Source organism: Natronorubrum texcoconense (assembly GCF_900100335.1).
Taxonomy (GTDB): Archaea; Halobacteriota; Halobacteria; order Halobacteriales; family Natrialbaceae; genus Natronorubrum; species Natronorubrum texcoconense.
In genome coordinates this window covers 174,773-193,545 of the sequence record NZ_FNFE01000002.1, presented here as the reverse complement: position 1 = coordinate 193,545, position 18,773 = coordinate 174,773, and the positions used below count along the sequence as shown (strand labels likewise).

18 protein-coding genes are annotated in these 18,773 nt (G+C 66.7%); 13 read left to right on the top strand and 5 right to left on the bottom strand.

The window, feature by feature from the left end; genetic code table 11:
* Positions 1 to 51: 51 nt before the first annotated feature.
* Entirely contained in the window at positions 52 to 696 is a 645-nt protein-coding gene (locus BLT08_RS07200; protein ID WP_090304418.1) for an SDR family oxidoreductase, read from the bottom strand.
* A 314-nt stretch (positions 697 to 1,010) separates the two neighbouring features.
* On the opposite strand from BLT08_RS07200, the gene BLT08_RS07195 reads away from it, so the two are divergent.
* Complete coding sequence (locus tag BLT08_RS07195) at positions 1,011 to 2,057, top strand: phytoene/squalene synthase family protein (protein ID WP_090304416.1); 1,047 nt, start codon at positions 1,011 to 1,013, stop codon at positions 2,055 to 2,057.
* Between the two features lie 95 nt (positions 2,058 to 2,152).
* On the opposite strand, the gene BLT08_RS23350 is transcribed toward BLT08_RS07195, so the two are convergent.
* On the bottom strand, positions 2,153 to 2,437 hold the full coding sequence (locus BLT08_RS23350; RefSeq protein ID WP_245724172.1) for a hypothetical protein: 285 nt from the start codon (positions 2,435 to 2,437) through the stop codon (positions 2,153 to 2,155).
* 333 nt (positions 2,438 to 2,770) lie between these two features.
* On the opposite strand from BLT08_RS23350, the gene BLT08_RS07185 reads away from it, so the two are divergent.
* Together BLT08_RS07185 and BLT08_RS07180 are read left to right on the top strand one after the other, a co-directional pair.
* Positions 2,771 to 3,064 (top strand): hypothetical protein, encoded by a 294-nt coding sequence (locus BLT08_RS07185; protein ID WP_090304413.1) that lies wholly within the window; start codon positions 2,771 to 2,773, stop codon positions 3,062 to 3,064.
* A 62-nt stretch (positions 3,065 to 3,126) separates the two neighbouring features.
* Complete coding sequence (locus tag BLT08_RS07180) at positions 3,127 to 3,279, top strand: AbrB/MazE/SpoVT family DNA-binding domain-containing protein (protein ID WP_245724171.1); 153 nt, start codon at positions 3,127 to 3,129, stop codon at positions 3,277 to 3,279.
* A 61-nt stretch (positions 3,280 to 3,340) separates the two neighbouring features.
* Here the strand turns inward: BLT08_RS07180 and BLT08_RS07175 are convergent, their stop codons facing one another.
* Both BLT08_RS07175 and BLT08_RS07170 read right to left on the bottom strand, forming a co-directional pair.
* The gene (locus BLT08_RS07175) at positions 3,341 to 4,063 is read right to left on the bottom strand and encodes a nucleotidyltransferase family protein (protein ID WP_090304409.1); all 723 of its coding nucleotides are present in this window, start codon (positions 4,061 to 4,063) and stop codon (positions 3,341 to 3,343) included.
* 13 nt (positions 4,064 to 4,076) lie between these two features.
* Entirely contained in the window at positions 4,077 to 5,306 is a 1,230-nt protein-coding gene (locus BLT08_RS07170) for a molybdopterin molybdotransferase MoeA (protein ID WP_090304408.1), read from the bottom strand.
* Positions 5,307 to 5,470: 164 nt separating this feature from the next.
* On the opposite strand from BLT08_RS07170, the gene BLT08_RS07165 reads away from it, so the two are divergent.
* The 9 genes from BLT08_RS07165 to BLT08_RS07125 all read left to right on the top strand — a co-directional run bounded on the left by BLT08_RS07165 (position 5,471) and on the right by BLT08_RS07125 (position 16,231).
* Positions 5,471 to 6,067: an SRPBCC family protein gene (locus BLT08_RS07165; RefSeq protein WP_090304405.1), complete on the top strand. Its 597-nt coding sequence runs from the start codon at positions 5,471 to 5,473 to the stop codon at positions 6,065 to 6,067.
* Positions 6,064 to 6,951, top strand: coding sequence for an FAD binding domain-containing protein (locus tag BLT08_RS07160; protein WP_090304403.1), 888 nt, complete (start codon positions 6,064 to 6,066; stop codon positions 6,949 to 6,951). Before BLT08_RS07165 ends, BLT08_RS07160 begins: the two co-directional genes overlap by 4 nt.
* A complete protein-coding gene (locus BLT08_RS07155; protein WP_090304400.1) occupies positions 6,948 to 7,640 on the top strand; it encodes a (2Fe-2S)-binding protein in 693 nt (230 codons plus the stop codon). Before BLT08_RS07160 ends, BLT08_RS07155 begins: the two co-directional genes overlap by 4 nt.
* A complete protein-coding gene (locus BLT08_RS07150) occupies positions 7,637 to 10,120 on the top strand; it encodes an aerobic carbon-monoxide dehydrogenase large subunit (protein ID WP_090304398.1) in 2,484 nt (827 codons plus the stop codon). Before BLT08_RS07155 ends, BLT08_RS07150 begins: the two co-directional genes overlap by 4 nt.
* A 136-nt stretch (positions 10,121 to 10,256) precedes the next feature.
* The gene (locus BLT08_RS07145; RefSeq protein ID WP_090304395.1) at positions 10,257 to 11,462 is read left to right on the top strand and encodes an XdhC family protein; all 1,206 of its coding nucleotides are present in this window, start codon (positions 10,257 to 10,259) and stop codon (positions 11,460 to 11,462) included.
* On the top strand, positions 11,459 to 12,526 hold the full coding sequence (locus tag BLT08_RS07140) for an AAA family ATPase (protein WP_090304391.1): 1,068 nt from the start codon (positions 11,459 to 11,461) through the stop codon (positions 12,524 to 12,526). Before BLT08_RS07145 ends, BLT08_RS07140 begins: the two co-directional genes overlap by 4 nt.
* A complete protein-coding gene (locus BLT08_RS07135) occupies positions 12,523 to 13,974 on the top strand; it encodes a VWA domain-containing protein (protein ID WP_090304388.1) in 1,452 nt (483 codons plus the stop codon). Before BLT08_RS07140 ends, BLT08_RS07135 begins: the two co-directional genes overlap by 4 nt.
* Entirely contained in the window at positions 13,971 to 15,011 is a 1,041-nt protein-coding gene (locus BLT08_RS07130; protein ID WP_090304385.1) for a Rossmann-like domain-containing protein, read from the top strand. Before BLT08_RS07135 ends, BLT08_RS07130 begins: the two co-directional genes overlap by 4 nt.
* A complete protein-coding gene (locus tag BLT08_RS07125; protein WP_090304383.1) occupies positions 15,008 to 16,231 on the top strand; it encodes an XdhC family protein in 1,224 nt (407 codons plus the stop codon). Before BLT08_RS07130 ends, BLT08_RS07125 begins: the two co-directional genes overlap by 4 nt.
* Before the next feature lie 70 nt (positions 16,232 to 16,301).
* On the opposite strand, the gene BLT08_RS07120 is transcribed toward BLT08_RS07125, so the two are convergent.
* A complete protein-coding gene (locus tag BLT08_RS07120; RefSeq protein ID WP_090304381.1) occupies positions 16,302 to 17,612 on the bottom strand; it encodes a hypothetical protein in 1,311 nt (436 codons plus the stop codon).
* A 306-nt stretch (positions 17,613 to 17,918) separates the two neighbouring features.
* Here BLT08_RS07120 and BLT08_RS07115 point away from each other — a divergent pair, with 306 nt between their 5' ends.
* Positions 17,919 to 18,725 (top strand): hypothetical protein, encoded by an 807-nt coding sequence (locus BLT08_RS07115; protein ID WP_090304378.1) that lies wholly within the window; start codon positions 17,919 to 17,921, stop codon positions 18,723 to 18,725.
* The last annotated feature ends 48 nt before the right edge of the window (positions 18,726 to 18,773 follow it).

Below are 18,773 nucleotides of genomic sequence, written 5' to 3'. Positions count from 1 at the left end.
CGAACCGAGTGCTTGAGGGACTCCGAACTGGGGGCAGATGCCGAGTGACGATCAGTTCGCGGCGATCGTCTCGAGGGCCTCCTCGATCGGCTCGTCGCCCGAGAGAATTTCGAACGTCTCCCCCACGAGTTCGTCGTGCTCGAGCGCGGTTACGAGCGTCCGGGCGACGTCTTCACGGGGGATATCGCCGGCGTCCAGCCCGATATCGTCTCCGACCTCGATCGTTCCGATGCCGGAGTCGTTCGTCAACTCGCCCGGCCGAACGATCGTGTCCTCGAGGGCGCTCTCGCGGAGGTAGTCGTCGGCTTCGGCTTTCGCCGTCAGGTAGTCCTCGAGGGCGTCGGGGCCCGATTCGGGATCGTCGGCACCCATCGAACTGAGCATGACGAACCGGTCGACGCCCGCCTCTTCGGCGGTCTCGATCAGGTTGATCGCGCCGTCGCGGTCGACGCCGTAGACGTCGTTTCCGCCGGAGCCCGCCGCGAAGATGATCGAGTCGCAGCCCTCGAGCGCGTGGGAGACGGTCTCCGTCAGATCCGCGACGACCGTTTCGTCGGCCCCCTGCGACTCCATTTCGGCGACCTGGTCGTCGTCCCGGACCATCGCCTTGCCCTCGTGATCGCTCTCGCCGAGAATGGCTGTCACGTGCTGTCCGACCTGTCCGTGAGCGCCCGCGATGAGTACGGTTTGCGTCACGCTCGCCTTTCGCCGGCGGTCGGGATAGCCGTCGGGTCGGAATACGCCGGGCGGGTGTCGTATCGAACACGCGGCCGGTCGCAGTCGTCGCGTCGAATCCCACGGGAGATGATCGTCTCACGGATGCTGGACGGACGTTCACCGGACCGGACAGGTAGCCGATCGTAATTGCTGGCGGTTTCGGCTGACGGCGATGCAGATCGCCAGCACGGACGTCGATCGGGCACACAGGATCGGCGCTGCGAGTATCGAACGGAACATTCCGCCGAGACCGCGGTGTTTTTCCGGGGTGGGAACAAACTCTCACAGAGTAGATGACCACGGGCCAGCCCGAACCGCCGACTGACGCCGACCTGGAGTGGTGTTACGACGCGGTTCACGACGTTTCGCGGACTTTTTCGATCACTATTGATCGGCTCGAGGAGCCGATGGCGAAGCACATCTGTCTCGGCTACCTCCTCTGTCGCGTCGCGGATACGATCGAGGACGCGGGACACATTCCCCCGGAAGCCCAGAGCAACCTGCTTTCGGCGTACGACGAGTTGCTCGATCCGGACGCCGACCAGACCGTCTCGGCGTTTATGAACGAGGTCGAGCCGTGGGTTCCGGACGAGCGAACCGACGACTGGAACGTCGTCGCAGAGACCCCACGCGTCCTCCGGACGTTCGAATCCCTCGACGAAGAACCTCGCGAGATCATGCGCGAACCCGTCCGCGAACTCGTCGACGGGATGGCGATGTTCACGAGTCGGTACGCCGACGAGGGCGGACTCCGCTTACAGACGCTCGAGGAACTCGAGGAGTACTGCTGGTACGCCGCCGGCACCGTCGGCACGCTCATCACCGGGCTGGTCGCCCGTGGGGCGTCGCCCGAACGCGCCGAGGAGATGCGGAACAACGCCCGTTCGTTCGCGCTCCTCCTCCAGCTGGTCAACATCGCCAAAGACGTCGAGTCGGACTACCACGAGGAGAACAACGTCTACCTCCCCGCCGAGTGGCTCGAAGAGGAAAACGTCGACCTCGAGGCGGTGACCGACGAGTCCAACCAGCGCGGCGTCACCAACGTCATCAAGCGCGTCACCGGACGAGCCGAAACCTACCTCGACGACGCCCACCGCTACCTCGAGGTCGTCCCCGAAACCCACGGCAACCGGCTCTCGGCGTGGGCGATCCCCTACCTGCTCGCCGTCGGCACGATGCGCGAACTCCGCGAGCGCCCGGAGGACGTCGTCCGCGACGGCGACGTCAAGGTCTCTCGAGCGGAGGTGTACGCGCTCCTCCAGACGTTCGAGGGGAACGTCTCTCGAGCCGCGCTGGCCGAACTCCGCAAGGAGATGGCCGAGAAACCGCTCCACCAGTAGCTCGTTCTCTCGCTGGCCCGACGAGAACGCTCCGTTCTTCGACTTGTTTTTCTTCGACCCGTGGTCGGGACGACCCGTCCGCTACCGCGCCGAGTTCAACAGACGTCGGACGGCTCCACGCGGCTCTCGAGTTCGCCGTCGGCCGTCACCGCGATCGTAACGTGCGCACAGTCGACGCCCCAGCCCGATCCCTCGAGTCGGTCCCTGATCTCTTCGGTCGAGAGTTCGAGTCGGTGGTCCGCGACTGCCGCGTCGATGTGCCACTCGCCGGCGTGTTTCATCCAGAGTCCGGAGAGGTGCGTCCCGTCCGCGCCGCCAGCGGGTTCCAGGCTCGCGGTTCGCGTCCCCTCGCGGTCGCTGACTGCGTCCGTGACGGTCACCTCGAGTGTGACGGCCTCGTCGGACTCGTTGACGACCTCGAGGTGGTACAGCCGAATCGTCTGTCGCGTCTGATACTGAGCCCACGCGTACCCCCGGTGAGCACCGCGGCGACGCTGCCGAGTCCCGCGCCGAGCACCGTTCGGCGGCTGTACCGAGCGACCATGCGTTTGATAATTCGGCCAGTTGACAAAAACCCTGTCCCGACGTCACGTTCGGAGGAGTCGTCCGCAGTCGATCTCGCCGAACCGCGGTCGTGGATCGGGTCGCCACTGACCAATCGCTTGCACAGTCCCGTCAGAAACTATAACTCCATCCCTCACAACTACCCCTTCATGTGTCGGGAAACGAAGCGTGAACCCGCGTGGGTGTCGGCGATTCGGCTGGCATTCCTCCGGGGGCAGGTCGACGTCGACGGCGTGATGGAAGAGGCGAATTTGATCCCCGGCCGCGAAGGAACGGTTCGAGACGTACTCTCGACGATGGCGGACAGAAACCTCCTCGAGCCGGTCGACGGGGCCGAAGACCGGTACGTGCCCGGAAAAGTTCTCATCGAATCCGACCGGTACGACCTCGACTTCTCGAAGGCTTCCGACGGCGGTGCTCATCGGTGGCGCTCGAGCGGCTAACCCGTCCCCCGTCCGCAGGTATAGCGTAAGCTATGTATCGACTACGGCTCTACCCTACGGCGATGGGAACCCTTACCGATACGAAAGTTTCCGAGAAGAACCTGACCACGGTGCCGAAACCGGTCCGCAACTTCCTCGATGTCGGCGCCGGAGACCGAGTCGAGTGGCACGTCGAAGACGGTCAGATCGTCGTCAGAAAACTCGAAACGGAGTAGTTCCGCAGATCGCTCGAGCCGGCTGTGTGGGTGCGATGGGGTTGACACGACACGGCTGCGTCTACAGGTCGTTAGGGTGGTCGACGTCGCGGCGCACACCGGGGTCGTCGACGGCCACGAGCACGCTCGCGTCGCTCCCGAGCAGGATCTCGCGTCCGCCGATATCGCCGTCGACGTCCCCGAGCGCGTCGAAGAACCGCTCGTCGAACAGCACCGGATTGCCGCGGACGCTCTCGAACGCCGGTGCGATCGCGTCGCCGGCGTTTTCGGCGTACGCCGTCAGTAGCGCGTTCACGGTCGTGGGCGCGACGAACGGCATGTCGCCGAGCGCGACGACCGCCGCCTCACATTTTTCCTCGCGGTCTCGGATTGCTCGAATGCCCGTCCGCAGCGACGAGGCCTGACCGGTGTCGTACGCTTCGTTGACGACGGTTTCGATCGGGAGTCCCTCGAGTGCGGCCCGAACCCGGTCGGCCTCGTGGCCGAGCACCGCGACGACCGGGTCGACGTCGCTCTCGAGGAGCGTTCGCGCGGCGCGACGAACGATCGTCTCGCCGTCGATCGTCGCCAAGAGTTTGTTCTCGCTCCCGAACCGACTGCTCGTTCCGCCGGCGAGGAGCACTCCGGCGACCGCCGGTTGGTCGCGGGAACGTCCATCGCCGTCGTCGCGATCGAGTTCCTGCTCGAGTGGCCTCGAGCGCTGATCCACGTCGACCACCGGAAGATTCTCTGACGAGGGCGACTCCCGCTCCGCGTCGGGTGTGCTCTCGGTCATTTTCGTCATCGCTTCACCTCAATCACCGCTCGAGAACGGTGTGGGGAACGACCGCGACCCGTTCGTCCGCTCGGATCGCGTCCTCGGTCAGAACGATCCCGTCGGCCCGACTCGCGCGCGTACTCGAGGAGAGGACGCTCGGGTCGAACGTCTCGTCGTAGACCGCGAGCGCGGAGTCGACGTGGCCGAGCGGCATCGCGACGCCGTCCTCGAGCGTGACCGGAATGGCGTACGTGAAGCCCGGCGTCGCGATGTCGACGGCTCGAGCCATCCGTGCCGAAATCGTCGGCAGGGCGTCGTCACCGGTGAAAAAGGGTCGGGCGACGAGCGCCGTTACCAGGTGCGCGCCAACGGGTTTCCCCGGGATGGCGATCGCCACCGCGTCGTAGTCGGGGAGGCGCGCGACGGCGATCGGTTTGCCCGGTCGAAGCCGCACGCGGTGAAAGAGCACGTCGCCGAGGGCGTCGAGCGAGCGAACGACGTAGTCCTTCTTCCCGACGCTGGTGCCGCCGGTCGTGAGCACGACGTCGTGCTCGCTGGCCAGTTCGTCGATCCGTGACGCGACCAGATCGTTCTCGTCGGGAACCGATCCCTCGTAGGTAGCCTCGTGGCCCCACGAGCGAACGAGTCCGGCCAGCATCGGCGAGTCGAGGTCGCGGTGGCGACCCTCGTGGATCTCCGTCCCGGTCGCGAGCAACCCGACAGAGAGCGGTTCGAAAACCGTCACCTCGTCGATTTCGAGGTCACCGAGCAACAGCGTATCCTTCGCGCCGAGGCGTTCGCCTGCGTCGAACAGCTGTTCACCCTCCGCGACGTTGCTGCCTCGTTCGTAGACGTAGGTTCCGGGCTCGAGCGTCGGCCCCGTTAGTCGTCCGTCGTCGACGGCTGCCTCCTCCCGCTTCAGTACCGCGTTGGCCGCCGGCGGAAGCGGCGATCCGGTGGCGATCCGGACCGCCGTGCCGTCGGCGAGCGCTCCCGGATCGTCCTCCGGAAACACCGACCGGTCGACCACCTCGAACGGATACTCGTCGGTCGCGTCGAACGCGAACCCGTCCATCGTCGCGTGGCTCCGCGCGGGAACGTCTACCGGCGCGCGGATCGGCTCCGCGAGCACCCGTCCGGCGGATCGCTCGAGCGACACGCGCTCGGTCGATCGGTCGGCCAGCCACATCGAACGGAGCGTTCGCATCCGGTCGACCGCGTCGTCGAGGTCGATCAGGTCGTCACCGTCGTGCGATATCTCCCCCGTCATACTCGTAACTTTCCGGATCGACGTGATCCGCGATTAACACTAATGTTTATTGGGGTGGTACGGTATAACATATACTGTGGTAAATAGTATGCACATAGTGCAGGGTTATAAAAGATGATGGCTGGTAGAGAATCACAAACACGACTGCGGAACGGGTGGTCGTAATGGAGTTCGACGGCGAATTCGAACTCGAGGACGTTCCCCCCGAGAAGGCGTGGATCGTCCTCTCCGACCCGGTCGCGGTCCGGAACTCGCTGAAGGGCTGTAAGTACATCACCCCGATGGACGACGACTTCAGCTTCGACGACTACGAACCCGACGAGGACCTCGAGACGCTACCCGAGGCCGACCCGGAGGACGTCGCCGAACGCGCGTTCGTCGAGGGCCGGGAGTACGCCGCGTTGATGCAGGTCGGCGTCGGGAGCGTCAAACCGCGGTTCGAGACGTCCGTGACGATCCAGGAGCGCGACGAGGAGGACTTCATCATGACCGCCACCGGGAGCGGAACCGCGAGCGGGAGCAGTTTCAGCATGGACTCGGGGATGCAGATCCACCCGCTCGAGGAGGGCGAGGGCTCGCGGATCGAGTGGTGGACCGAGGCCGACATCTCGGGCCGGATCGCCCAGCTCGGCTCGCGCGTGATCGAGCCCGTCGCCAACAAGATCGTCGGCAACTTCTTCAGCGACATCGAACGGCAGATGAGCGACGTCGACGAGGAGACGGATTCGGGTATCACAGACCGGATCCGCGGAATGTTATGAAGCCGGCGCAGTTCGAACAGCACGAGCCTCAGACGGTCGAGGAAGCCGTAAGCCTGCTCGAGAGCTTAGACGACCGGGCGATCCTCTCGGGCGGTCAGAGCATGGTCCCGATGCTCCGGTTCCGACTCGCGGTTCCGGAGACGGTTATCGACATCAACCGCATCGAGAGCCTCGACTACCTCGAGGAGGAAGACGGCTGGCTCACGATCGGCGCGCTCGCGCGCCACGCCGACGTCGAACAGTCGGAATTGGTCGACGAGAACTACGGCAGCTTCGCCGACGCGGCGCCGCTGGTCGCGGACCCGCAGATCCGCAATCGCGGAACGGTCGTCGGCGGCGTCGCCCAGGCGGATCCGAAGGGCGACTGGGGCAGCGTCCTGCTCGCCCACGAGGGTGAGGTCGTCGCCCACGGGCCGGACGGCGAGCGAGTCATCCCGGCGAAGGACTTCTTCCTCCTTCCCTACGACACGACCCTCGACGAGAACGAACTCGTCACCGAGATTCGCGTGCCGACGCCGGAGCCGCGCGAGGGGAGCGCCTACCACAAACTGAAGCGCAAAGTCGGCGACTACGCGATGGTCGGCTCGGCCGCGCGACTCGTCTTCGACGAGGACGGTCGGATCGAGCGGGCGGGGATCGGTCTCACCGCGGTCGACATCACGAACGTCCGCGCGACCGATGCGGAGGACCACCTCGAGGGCGAACGTCCCGGCAGCGACCTGTTCAAACGCGCCGGGGAGCTGGCGGCCGAGCAGTCGAATCCCGAGTCCGACGAGCACGGCGACGCCGGCTACAAGGAACGAATGGTGAACGTCCTCACCCAGCGCGCGCTCGGCGACGCCGCCGAACGCGCCGGGGTCGTCAAACGGAGGGTATCACAGTGACAGACACACGAGAGATTACGCTGACGGTCAACGGAACCGAACACACGATCGAGGTCGAACCCCGACAGCTGCTCGTCCACGCGATCAGGGAGGAACTCGACCTGACCGGCACGCACATCGGCTGCGACACCGGAAACTGCGGGGCCTGTACCGTCCTCAAAGACGGCGAACCGATCAAGTCCTGTCTCATGTTCGCGACGCAGGCCGCGGGGAGCGAACTCGCGACCGTCGAGGGCATGGAAGAGCTCCCGGAGGCCCGCGGCGAGTTACATCCGCTACAGGAGGGATTCCGCGAGGAACACGGCCTGCAGTGTGGCTACTGCACGCCGGGGATGCTCATGTCCGGGAAGGCCCTGCTCGACGAGAATCCGAACCCGAGCGAAGCGGAGATCCGGGAGGCGATCAGCGGCAACCTCTGTCGGTGTACCGGCTACCAGAACATCGTTCGCTCGATCGAGTACGCCGCCGAGGAACTCGAGGAAGGCGAGATCGCGGCCGCCGACGGCGGCGTTACCGTCGACGGAGACGGCTCGACGGAGGCGTCCGCCTCGGTCGATTACGACATCCCGGACGGCGAGTTCGACTGCGGCGCGGAGAACTGCTGTGGCGGGCCGACGACGGACCGCAAGCACGGCGGCTCGACGACGGACCGCGAACACGGTGGCGATTTCGGCGGTGATTCGCGATGAGCAGCGACTCCGAACGGTTCGCGGAAGCGGAAGACGGCGGCCCACAGCCCGAGAAACACTGCGGGCACGGTCGCGGCGGCATGGGCGAGGAGGTCAAACGGAAGGAGGACCAGCGCTTCATCACCGGTCGCGGCAACTACGTCGACGACATCAAGAAGCCGGGGATGCTCCACTGCGAGATCGTTCGCAGCCCGCACGCCCACGCCCGAATCGAGAACATCGACAAATCGCGTGCGCTGGACGTCGACGGCGTCGTCGCCGTCCTGACCGCGGAGGACTTACTCGAGTACGACCTCGCGACGATGCCGACGCTGATGGACGACACGCAGGACGTCCTGGTCAACGACAAGGTGAAGTTCCAGTCCCAGGAGGTCGCCGCGGTCATCGCGACCGACCGGTACACGGCGAAAGACGGCGCGGAGAAAGTCGTCGTCGACTACGACGTGCTCGATCCGGTCGTCGACGCGGAGAAGGCGCTCGAGGACGACGCGCCGCTGATCAGAGACGACATCGAGGGCCAGGAGGACAACCACTGTCTGGACTGGGAGACGGGCGACGAGGAGGCGACCGCCAGGGTGTTCGACGACGCGCCGGTCACCGTCAAAGAGCAGATGCTCTACCAGCGACTCCACCCCGCGCCGATCGAGACCTGCGGGGCGGTCGGCGACTTCGATCCCGGCAAGGACAAGCTAACCGTCCACATGACCTCGCAGGCGCCCCACATCCACCGGACCCTGTTCTCGCAGGTCTCGGGGATCCCCGAACACAAGGTTCGGATCGTCAGCCCCGACGTGGGCGGCGGATTCGGTAACAAGGTGCCGATCTACCCCGGCTACGTCGTCGCCGCGGCGGCGTCGTACGTCTTAGAGCAGCCGGTGAAGTGGGTCGAGGAGCGCTCGGAGAACATCCAGTCGACCGGGTTCGCCCGCGACTACGACATGCAGGGCGAACTCGCCGCGACCGAAGACGGCGAGATCCTGGCGGTCAGGACCGACGTGCTCGCCGACCACGGCGCGTACAACGCCGTGGCCCAGCCGTCGAAGTTCCCCGCCGGGTTCTTCAACATCTTCACCGGATCGTACGACGTCGACACGGCCTACGGCACCCTGACGGCGGCCTACACCAACACCGCGCCGGGCGGCGTCGCCTATCGGTGTTCGTTCCGCGTCACGGAGGCCGTCTACCTCATCGAGCGGATGGTGAAGGTGCTGGCCGACGAACTCGAGATGGACCCCGCCGAGATCCGGCGGAAGAACTTCATCCAGCCCGACCAGTTCCCCTACGAGAGTCCGACGGGGTGGAACTACGACTCGGGCGACTACGAGAAGGCCCTGGATCTCGCCCTCGAGATGGCCGACTACGACGACTACCGCGAGGAACAGCAGCGCCGAATCGAGGAGGACGCCGACAAACTGCTCGGCATCGGCATCTCATCCTTTACGGAAGTCGTCGGTGCGGGTCCCGGAAAGACCTGCGACATCGCGGGCGTCGAGATGTTCGACTCCGCCGAGATTCGGGTCCATCCGACCGGCAACGCGACGGTTCGGGTTGGCGTCCAGACCCAGGGGCAGGGTCACGAGACCACATTCGCCCAGATCGTCGCCGAGGAACTCGGCATGGACGTCGACGACATCACCGTCGAGCACGGGGACACGGATACGGACCCCTACGGCCTGGGAACGTACGGCTCTCGGAGCACCCCCGTCGCCGGCGCCGCCGCGGCCGTCGCCTCGCGGAAGGTCCGCGAGAAGGCGAAAGCTATCGCGGCGAACGAACTCGAGGCCGCGGAGGCGGACATCACGTGGGACCGCGAGAGCGGCGAGTTCCACGTCGCCGGCGCGCCGGACCGGTCGATCTCGATCACCGAGATCGCCGCCGGCGCGTACATGAACAAGCCCGCGGGCGAGGATCCGGGACTCGAGGCGGTCAACTACTACGATCCGCCGGAGATGACGTATCCGTTCGGCTCCTACATCGTGATCGTCGAGATCGACCGCGAGACGGGCGAGGTCGAGTTCGAGAAGTTCGTCGCCGTCGACGACTGCGGCAACCGGATCAACCCGATGATCATCGAGGGCCAGATCCACGGCGGACTCGCCCAGGGGATTGGGACGGCGATGATGGAGCACGTCACCTTCGACGACAACGGCAACGTCACCGGCGGCGACTTCATGAACTACCTGCTGCCCACGTCGATGGAGATTCCTGAGTTCGAGACCGGCCACACCGTCACGCCGTCGCCCCACCACCCGATCGGGGCGAAGGGCGTCGGCGAGTCGCCGACGGTCGGCTCGCCACCGGCCATCGTCAACGCCGTCGTCGACGCGATGGCCCACGGCGGGATCAGCCACGTCGAGATGCCGATGACGCCCGACGTCGTCTGGGAGAAACTCGACGAGGCCGGACTCGCCATGGACCCGGCCGACAACGTCGCCCTCGAGTTCGACGTCCAGTCGAGCGACGAGGCGGCGGACGACTGACAGCCACGATGAGCGGACTTACGTCCCGGCACTCGAGCGCTCGTCGCGGCCACCGATGGATGCGAGCGGCCCTACGACGAAACTCGCCCGTATCCTCCCTCCGTGACGCCGGCAAACGAGGCGTCGACAGCACGAAATGACCGAAGACACACCACACGAGACCACGAACGCCGAGTCGACCAGCGATCGAGCCGACGCCGTGAGCGACGGCGAACTCGCACAGCAAGAGCGAGCGCTCGCCGAGCGCGGGACACCCTACGCACGGGCCACCGTCGTCCGCCGCGAAGCGCCGGTGTCGGCCAACGTCGGCGACCGGGCGCTCGTCACGACCGACGGCGACCTCGTCGGTTGGGTCGGCGGCGCGGCCTGCGCCCAGTCGCGGGTCGAAAGCGAGGCCCGCACAGCCATCGCCGAGGGAGAGCCGCGGCTGATCGGTCTCGCACCGGAGCCCGCCGCGATCGATCGCCCCGGACTCGAGGCGTTTCCGATGACGTGTCAGAGCGAGGGCACCCTCGAGGTGTTCATCGAGCCGGTGGTTCCGACGACGACACTGCTCGTCGTGGGCGGCTCGCCCGTCGCGAACTCGCTTGTCAGATTAGCGAGCGAACTCGCAATCGACGTGACGGTCGTCGACCCCGATGGGGGCGGCGGAACCGTTCCGGACGACGTTACGGTGCTCTCGACGCTCGAGCCCGAGTCGATCGCCGAAGCCGTCGGCCCCGCCCCGCTCGTCGTCGCGGCTTCGATGGGCGAGTACGACGCTCGCGCTGTCGCCGCCGGCGTCCTCGCGGACGCGCCGTACATCGGCCTCGTGGCGAGTGATGCGCGCGCGGAGACGGTCGTCGAACGGGCCGCGGGACTCCTCGATCGGGATTCCGAGTCGGTCCGAGACGCGATCACGAACCCCGCGGGCGTCGATATCTCGGCTAAAACGGGCGCGGAGATCGCGGCGAGCGTGCTCGCCGAACTGATCGACGTGCGGGCTAATACGGGCGCGGTGACGGCGTCCTCGCGTGTGAGCGAGAGTCTCGAGGACGCAGCGACGGCGACCGACGCCGGCGACCAAGCGAGTGGCGCTTGTTGTGGAGGTGGCGTCAGTGAGACCGAAACGGCGACGACCGATGCGACCGACTCGAACAGCGTGAACGAACCGAACGACGTGACCGACGAGCCGGCAGTCGATCCAGTCTGCGACATGACCGTCGATCCCGACGACGCGCCGAGCGTCACGCACGAGGGAACGACCTACTACTTCTGCTGTCACGGCTGCGCCGACAGCTTCCGGGCCGATCCCGGCGACTATCTCGAGACGGTCGAAGACGGGGAACTGATGTCACCATGACCGACGAGACGCCGGCCCTCGCGTTCGAGACGATCTCGGAGTCCGCGCTCCTCGAGCGGTTCGAGGAGCTGAACTACGTCGCCGACGACCGCCTCGTCACGACGGTCTACCTCGCACTACAGCTGGGGCGGCCGCTCCTCGTCGAAGGGCCGCCCGGCAGCGGAAAGACCGAACTGGGGAAAGTCCTCGCCGAGGGGTTCGAAACTGAGCTGATTCGGCTCCAGTGTTACGAGGGCCTGACCGCGGAAAACGCGCTCTACGAGTGGAACTACACGAAACAGCTGCTCGCGGTGCAGTCGAACGAGGGACGCGTCGGCACTCCGGTGGCGGCCGAGGGCGAAGCAACCGATTCGGGCGCTCCGGATGCTTCGAACGCGCCGGATGTTTCGAACGCTCAGAACGCCCCGGGCACGACGGACGACTCCGGGTCGAACACCGAGCGACCGCGCTCCGTGTTCGACGACGAGTTCCTCCTCGAGCGTCCCCTCCTGCGTGCGCTCACCGCCGGGAAGGATCGGTCGCCGGTCCTGTTGATCGACGAAATCGACCGCGCCGACGAGGCGTTCGAGGCCTTCCTGCTCGAACTGCTCTCGGATTATCAGGTGTCGATACCGGAGCTGGGCACGGTCAGCGCGGAGAACCCGCCGATCGTCGTCCTCACGTCGAACCGGACCCGCGGGCTGAGCGACGCGCTCAAACGGCGGTGTCTCTACCTGCACGTCGAGCCCCCGTCGTTCGAGACGGAGTACGAAATCGTCTCCCGCAAGGTGCCGGAACTCGACGCCGCCATCGCCGCCGAAGTCTGCGCCGTCGTCGAACGTCTGCGGGAGGAGTCGTTCCTCAAACGCCCCGGCGTCGCCGAGACGCTCGACTGGGCTCGAGCCGTCGCCGCGCTGCGAGCCGAGGGCCGGACCGGATCGCTCTCGGCGGACGAGATCGAGCGCACGATCGGCTGCCTGCTCAAGGAAGTCGAGGACGTCAAACGGGTCGACGGCTCGCTCCTGGAACGGCTTCGAGACGCCGCAGCCGCGGCTCGCGACCGAACCGACGCGCCAGACCAATGACGCCACGTCGGAATCCGTTCGATACTGAGGGGGAGTTCGAGGGGATCGAGCCTGAGGTTCAGTCCGAAATCGAGACCGACGGCGACGGTCTCGACCGACCATCGGGCCGCCACACCGCGCCGGATTTCGAGGCGGCGCGCAAACACGTGCTGACGGAGCTCGTTCGCTTCGTCGGTCAGCTTCGGCGCGAGGGCGCCAGCGTGCCGGCGAGCGGGGCGCTCGAGGGTGCGAGAGCGCTCGCGGTGGTCGGGTTCGCCGACCGAGATCCAGCCGCCGACGCGCTTCGGGCATCTCTGCTCACCGAATCGGACGATATCGACGTTTTCGATGCGGAGTTTCCGACCTTCTGGCACCGCTTGCGGACCGGTATCGACCGGATTTCGACCCACGACGACTCGCCTGCGCGAGACGGCGACGATACCGACGAGTCGAATCGGCAGGCAGCATCGTTGGAGGGAGCGGACCTGCCGTCGGGGGTGGAACCGCCGCCGCCGGAGTCGGACGACGGGCCCGAGAGCGTCGACCTTCGTCTCGCAACCGGACGCAGGCACGCAACCGGCGAACGGCCGTCGTCCGACGGCGACGACGGCGACGATGCACGGCTGTACAGCGCCGTCGGGCGGCGCGAACCCGTCGAAGCGACGCCGACTCCGCTGACCACCGACGAGACCGCCGCGGTGGACCGGTTTCTCGACGCGCTGTCGACGATTCCCGGCCGCCGAACGCGACTCGCCGCCACCGGCGAGCGGATCGACGCCCGGCGAGCGCTCCGCGCCAGCCTGGGGACCGGCGGCACCGCGGTAGACCTTCCGACGCGCGAACGAGTGCCGAGCGAACTCCACTGCTGTCTGCTGATCGACGTCAGCGGCTCGGTTCTCGATACGATCGATCGCGACACGCTCCTCGCGGTCGCGGACCGACTGCAGGCCACCGCGCGTCGGTCGTCCGTCTTTTTGTTCGACACCGACCTCGTCGAGGCGACGGAGCAGTTCGCGCGGGCGGACGGCGACCCCGCCGGGGCGCTGCGCGACGCCGAAATCGAGTGGGGCGGCGGGACGCGGATCGGCGAGGCGTTCGACGCGCTCCGGCGGCGCCACCCCTACGCGGTGGATCGACGAACGGTCGTCGTCGTTATTAGCGACGGGCTCGACGTCGGCGACCAGGAGATCCTCGAGGAGAGCGTCACCTGGCTCGCGGGCCGGGCCGACGCGGTCGTCTGGCTCAACCCGCTCGCGGTGTCGCCGGCGTACGAGCCGCGCTCGCGTGGGATGGAGACCGTCTACCCCTACGTCGACGGACTGTTCGGCTTCGCGACGCCGACCGATCTCGACGAGGCGGCGCGACAGCTCGAGCGCTACGGGATCGACGGCCCGGTCGGGTTCGAGCACGATCCCCGGCGCAGGCGCTCCGCCGCCGAGAGCGACGACAACGGAGGTGATAGCGGATGATCGACCCGATCCGACCGGCCATCGTCGACCGCCTCCGCAGCCGCGGAATCCCGGATGGCGTCACGGTCGAGTGCGTGACGATCGGCGAATCGGCGGTGCTGGTCGAACTGGCCGGCGTCCGCGCAGCGGATCGATCCGATCCCGAACTCGCGGCTGCGGGCGAGGGAACACGGACGGCCGGGCTCGCCCACCGACCGCCGGGCGAGTCGGTGTCGACCGACGACGTGGACCTCGAGACGCTCCTCCGATGGGCGACGTTGGAGTTCGACGATTTGGGGGGCGAATCGGATTACGACGGCTCTGAAGCGGATGAATCGGGCCGCATCGACGCGACGGTGGACGGGGACACCGCGCTCCGGATCGCGCTGGGCGTCGCCGCGATCAACGCGCTGTCGGCGCCGTCCATCGACTGGCGAACCGGTGATCCGATGGCGCTGCTAGATCCGAGCGTGGACGTGATCGCCACGGTCGGCGCCTTCAAACCCGCGTTCCGGAAGTTCTCGGACGTCGACGTTCGAGTGATCGAACGCGGGGACGTCGGCCCCGTCTCGGCGCCAGACGACGTGCGCGTCACGACGTTCCGGCCGGCCGAAGCGACCGCGGCGATGGCCGACGCGGACGTCGTGTTCGTCACCGGCTCCGTGTTCGTCTACGGCGGTCTCGAGCGCTATCTCGAGGCCGCACCGGCTGACGCGACGGTCGTCCTGATCGGTGCGACCGCGTCGGGGCTCCCGGAACCGATGTTCGAGGCCGGCGTCGACGTCGTCGCGGGAGCCGAGGTTGCCGCGCCGGACCGGGTTCGCGAAGCCGTCCAGAGTGGAGCGTGCGGAACTGACTTGCACGACGCCGGCGTACGGAAGGTGTATACGATGGCCGACGGCGTCGCTGATCCGGACCGCGGGCTACGGAGACCGGCGACGCCGGACGAACGCATAAATCGAAGTGAGGGAGCGAGCGACACGACCGACGGAAGCGAGCGACGGAGCGAGACGACCGGCGGGAGCGAGACCACAGACCCAAGCGATTCGAACCAATGACAGGAAGCAACTGGAGCGTTCCGGAGACCGAGGTGGTACAGCGCATTCACGAACGGCTCGGCGAGGACGGAACGGACGTCCTCGCGACGATCGTCGACGTCGAGGGGAACGCCTACCGCCGGCCGGGCGCGAAGATGCTGCTCGACGAAGCGGGCGAGGGCGTCGGGAGTATCACGGCCGGTTGCCTCGAGGACGAACTCCTCGTCGCGGCGAAGTCGGTTCGCGAACGCGGCCGGCCGGAGCTGGTGACGTACGACCTGATGGAGGACGACGACGATGTCTGGGGGCTCGGCGTCGGCTGTAACGGGATCATCGACGTCCTGCTCGAGCCGCTGACCGACGCCTATCGGCCGGCCGTCGAGGCGTTCGACGAGGGCCGGAGCGTGGCCGTTCTCACCGTGCTCGAGGGCGATGATGAGGGGGACGAAGGGGACGAGAGGACTGGGCGAGACGGAAGCGGTGAAGAAGACGCGTCCCTCGCTCACGGCGATCGGGCGTACTACCATCCCGAGGAGGGAGTCCTCGCGACGCCGGACGGCGAGCCGGCGACGGCGTGGCCCGACGACCTCGCGGGTCCAGCGACCGACCTCGCCGAGCGTGGCCGAGCGGATACCATCGAAATCGAGGTTCGCGGGGAGCGACTCGAGGTGTTTATCGACGGTCTCGCGGCCCCGACGGAGCTGGTCGTCTTCGGTTCCGGTCACGACGTCGGGCCAGTGACGGAGCTAGCCGCGAAGAACGACTTTCGGGTCACCGTGGTCAGCTTCCGGGGGAGTGTCGACCTCGAGGACCGGTTCCCCGACGCCGACGAAACGGTGACGACGTCGCCGGCAGCGATCGACGACGGGATCAACCTCGACGGTCGCACCTACGCGGTCGTCATGACGCACAACTTCGTCGACGACCGGCTGACGATCGAACGGCTGCTCGACTCGCCCGTCCCGTACGTCGGGTTGATGGGGCCACAGGAACGGTTCGAGGAGATGACCGAGGCCTTCGAGAGCGAGGGGACGACGTTCGACGGGGCGGCGCTGTCGTCGCTGTACACGCCGATCGGCCTCGATCTCGGCGGGGGTTCGCCCTACCAGATCGCACACAGCATCGTCGCGGAGGTGCTGGCGGTGTCAAACGATCGAACGCCGCAGCATCTGAACGCTCGCGAAGGACATATTCACGACCGAGTGAGCGTCGATTCGGAAGCGGATAGCTCGTCGACGTAGTGGGTGCTATCGAGCGTTCGCAGATTGATCTGTTTTGCCTCGAGAGGTTCGACGGCGACTCGGTCGGTGTTTACGCCTCGGCGAGTCGACGGCCCATGAGCCCGAGCGGATAGCCGAACGCGACGATGACGGCCGCCCAGAACGCCAACACGAGCCAATAGAGGATCACGCCGAATCCTACCGGTGGGGAAAGAAACGCCAGGCCGACGGCTCCGGCGATCAGTACGAACGCCGAGAGTACCGCGAAGAGAAGCGGAACGGAGGGCTTCGAACGGGTCGCTGAGGCGTGTCCAAGCGGCAAGAAGCACGCGGTAGCCAGTGCGAAGGGGAGGACGACGACGGCTATCGGACCGCCGAAGAGCCACAGCAACACGCCGGTTCCGAGGGTCACGAGCGCAGCAATGCCGGCTACTCCGCGAGTGCTGTGTCGGAAATCGCTCCGGCGAGCCGCAATGCCGATCGAGGCGTAGCCGATGCCGAGTGCGCTCAGCGCACCGAGTCCGGGACTGAGCGGTCGACCGGTCGCCGCCACACTCAGGGCGAGAAATCCGATCGCACCGATCGCTCCGGCCGCGACGAACAGCCGCTCGAGCGTCGCCGGAGTGAGCGTCTCGCGGCCCGGGTCGTAGCGAACGACGGCTACTCCCGCGAGCAGGAGCAGCGCTCCGGGGACGAGGCCTCCGAGAACGCCGCGTTCTAAGGCGGGCGGGCCGCGTTCGAGCCCGATCGTCGCGTAGCCGCTCGCGGTGTCGCGGATGCTGTCCTCGCCGTAGGTGACGTACGTCAGTCGGTTGAAATCGCCGCCGGATGCGGAGTCGTCGCTTTGCGTCCACGTCGCGGTGTTCCCCTCGACGCTGGCGTGGGCGGGATCGTTCGTGACGACCGTTCGCTCGGGTGCGTGGATCGTCACCCGCTCGGCGGTCAGCGAGTAGCGGGTGTTCGACGGGACGTCGGCGAAATAATCGACGAGCCAGGCGTCACCGACGCCCGACCGCGCGACATCGGTGACGGTGTAGTTCACGACGACGGTCTCGTCATCTATCGTCGACTCCACGGCTCGAACGTCGCCGCCGGCCGCGTGCGGCGAGACCCAGGCGTCGTCGACCGCGATCTCGAGTGCGGTTTCGTTGGTCCGGTATCGATCGGCAGCCGAATCGGTGACGGGAACGCGGGCGCTCCAGAGCGAATCTCCAGTGTCGTCGACGTAGATGTCGAGCGTACCGGGCCCCGTCGAGCCGTCGATTTCGGAATCGTCGGCGACTCCGGGCCCACAGACGCCACAGAGGGACGTCGGCGGGGGTGCACCAACGACGACGGCGACACCGGCCAGTGCGAGGAGGGTACAACAGAGGACGGCGGGTGCGAGTCGGGCGGGCCGCATTGTTTCGACGTACGGACATCGTTCACAAATAGATTCTGTCGAAGCTACACGATCGGTCGATGTTGGCGACAGATCAGTCGGCGACGCGGTCTCACGGGATCGAGCCACCGAAATCGAGCGTGAAAGACGAAGCCGCCATCAGATCGCGGCCGGATGTCACGGCTGTGTGCTGGCTCGAGTCGGCTATCCAGGCCCGTGTTCCGTAGTCTGGACAGTGCTTTGTCGTCTGGCCGGCGCTCTGTAGTTCCACTCTGGGGACAACCTTCAAGGCGAGACAGTGTGAGCTACTGATAACTGGTGGGTCGCGTGAGCAAGAACAACGTCGTCAGGAAGCGGGAGACGGAGACGGGAAGCGACAGCGAACGCACCGAGACTGTCGATCTCGGAATCGGTATTTCGGTCGATCTGGAAGTCGATCCCGCTACTGTCGCTGCTGACGCCGACGGCGCTATCGCCGCTGCTGACGATGACGATGGCGTCACCGCTGCCGGCGCTGGAACTGACGCCGATGACGGTGTCGTACTCGCGTTCGACGAACGGCAGGTACTCGAGGCCGGCGAGGATCGGCCTACCGACGAGACCGCTACCGACGATCGGTCGCGACTCGAGCCCGACGAGCGGACGGCTCTGAAAGCGGCCGATATCGACCCCGAGGCGATTCCGGAAAAGGAGTACTCCTATCGAATGTTGCTGGATGCTGGACTCGATGAAACGACTGCGGGGACGCTTCGACGGCGGTTCTCGCTCCCGTGGTCGTTCGAGAGCGACGGCGACCTCGACCGCCGGTCGGACGAGGTTCGCGGACTCGGAGCTGCCGAACGCGAGTGGATCGCCGTCAGTGCGGACGAGGACTGGCAGGCGTTCGAGTACGACGCGTCTCCCGTCGCGGCGGTCGGCCGAGAAAAACCGTCGGAGCGACCGTGGCCGAAACCGACGCCCGTGACGGCGGTGACCGGCGTCGGACCCGACGACGCCGACGAGTTGGCCGAAGCCGGGATTTGCTCGGCGGAGCGACTGGCGACGATCAGCGCGTTCGACGTCGCTCGAGTCCTCGGGCTGAACGTCGTCCACGTTCGAACGTGGCGACACAACGCCCGAGAACTGCTCGAGTGACAACGAGTGCCTCGGTAAACTACAACGAATGAGGGGAATCGGGCCGGA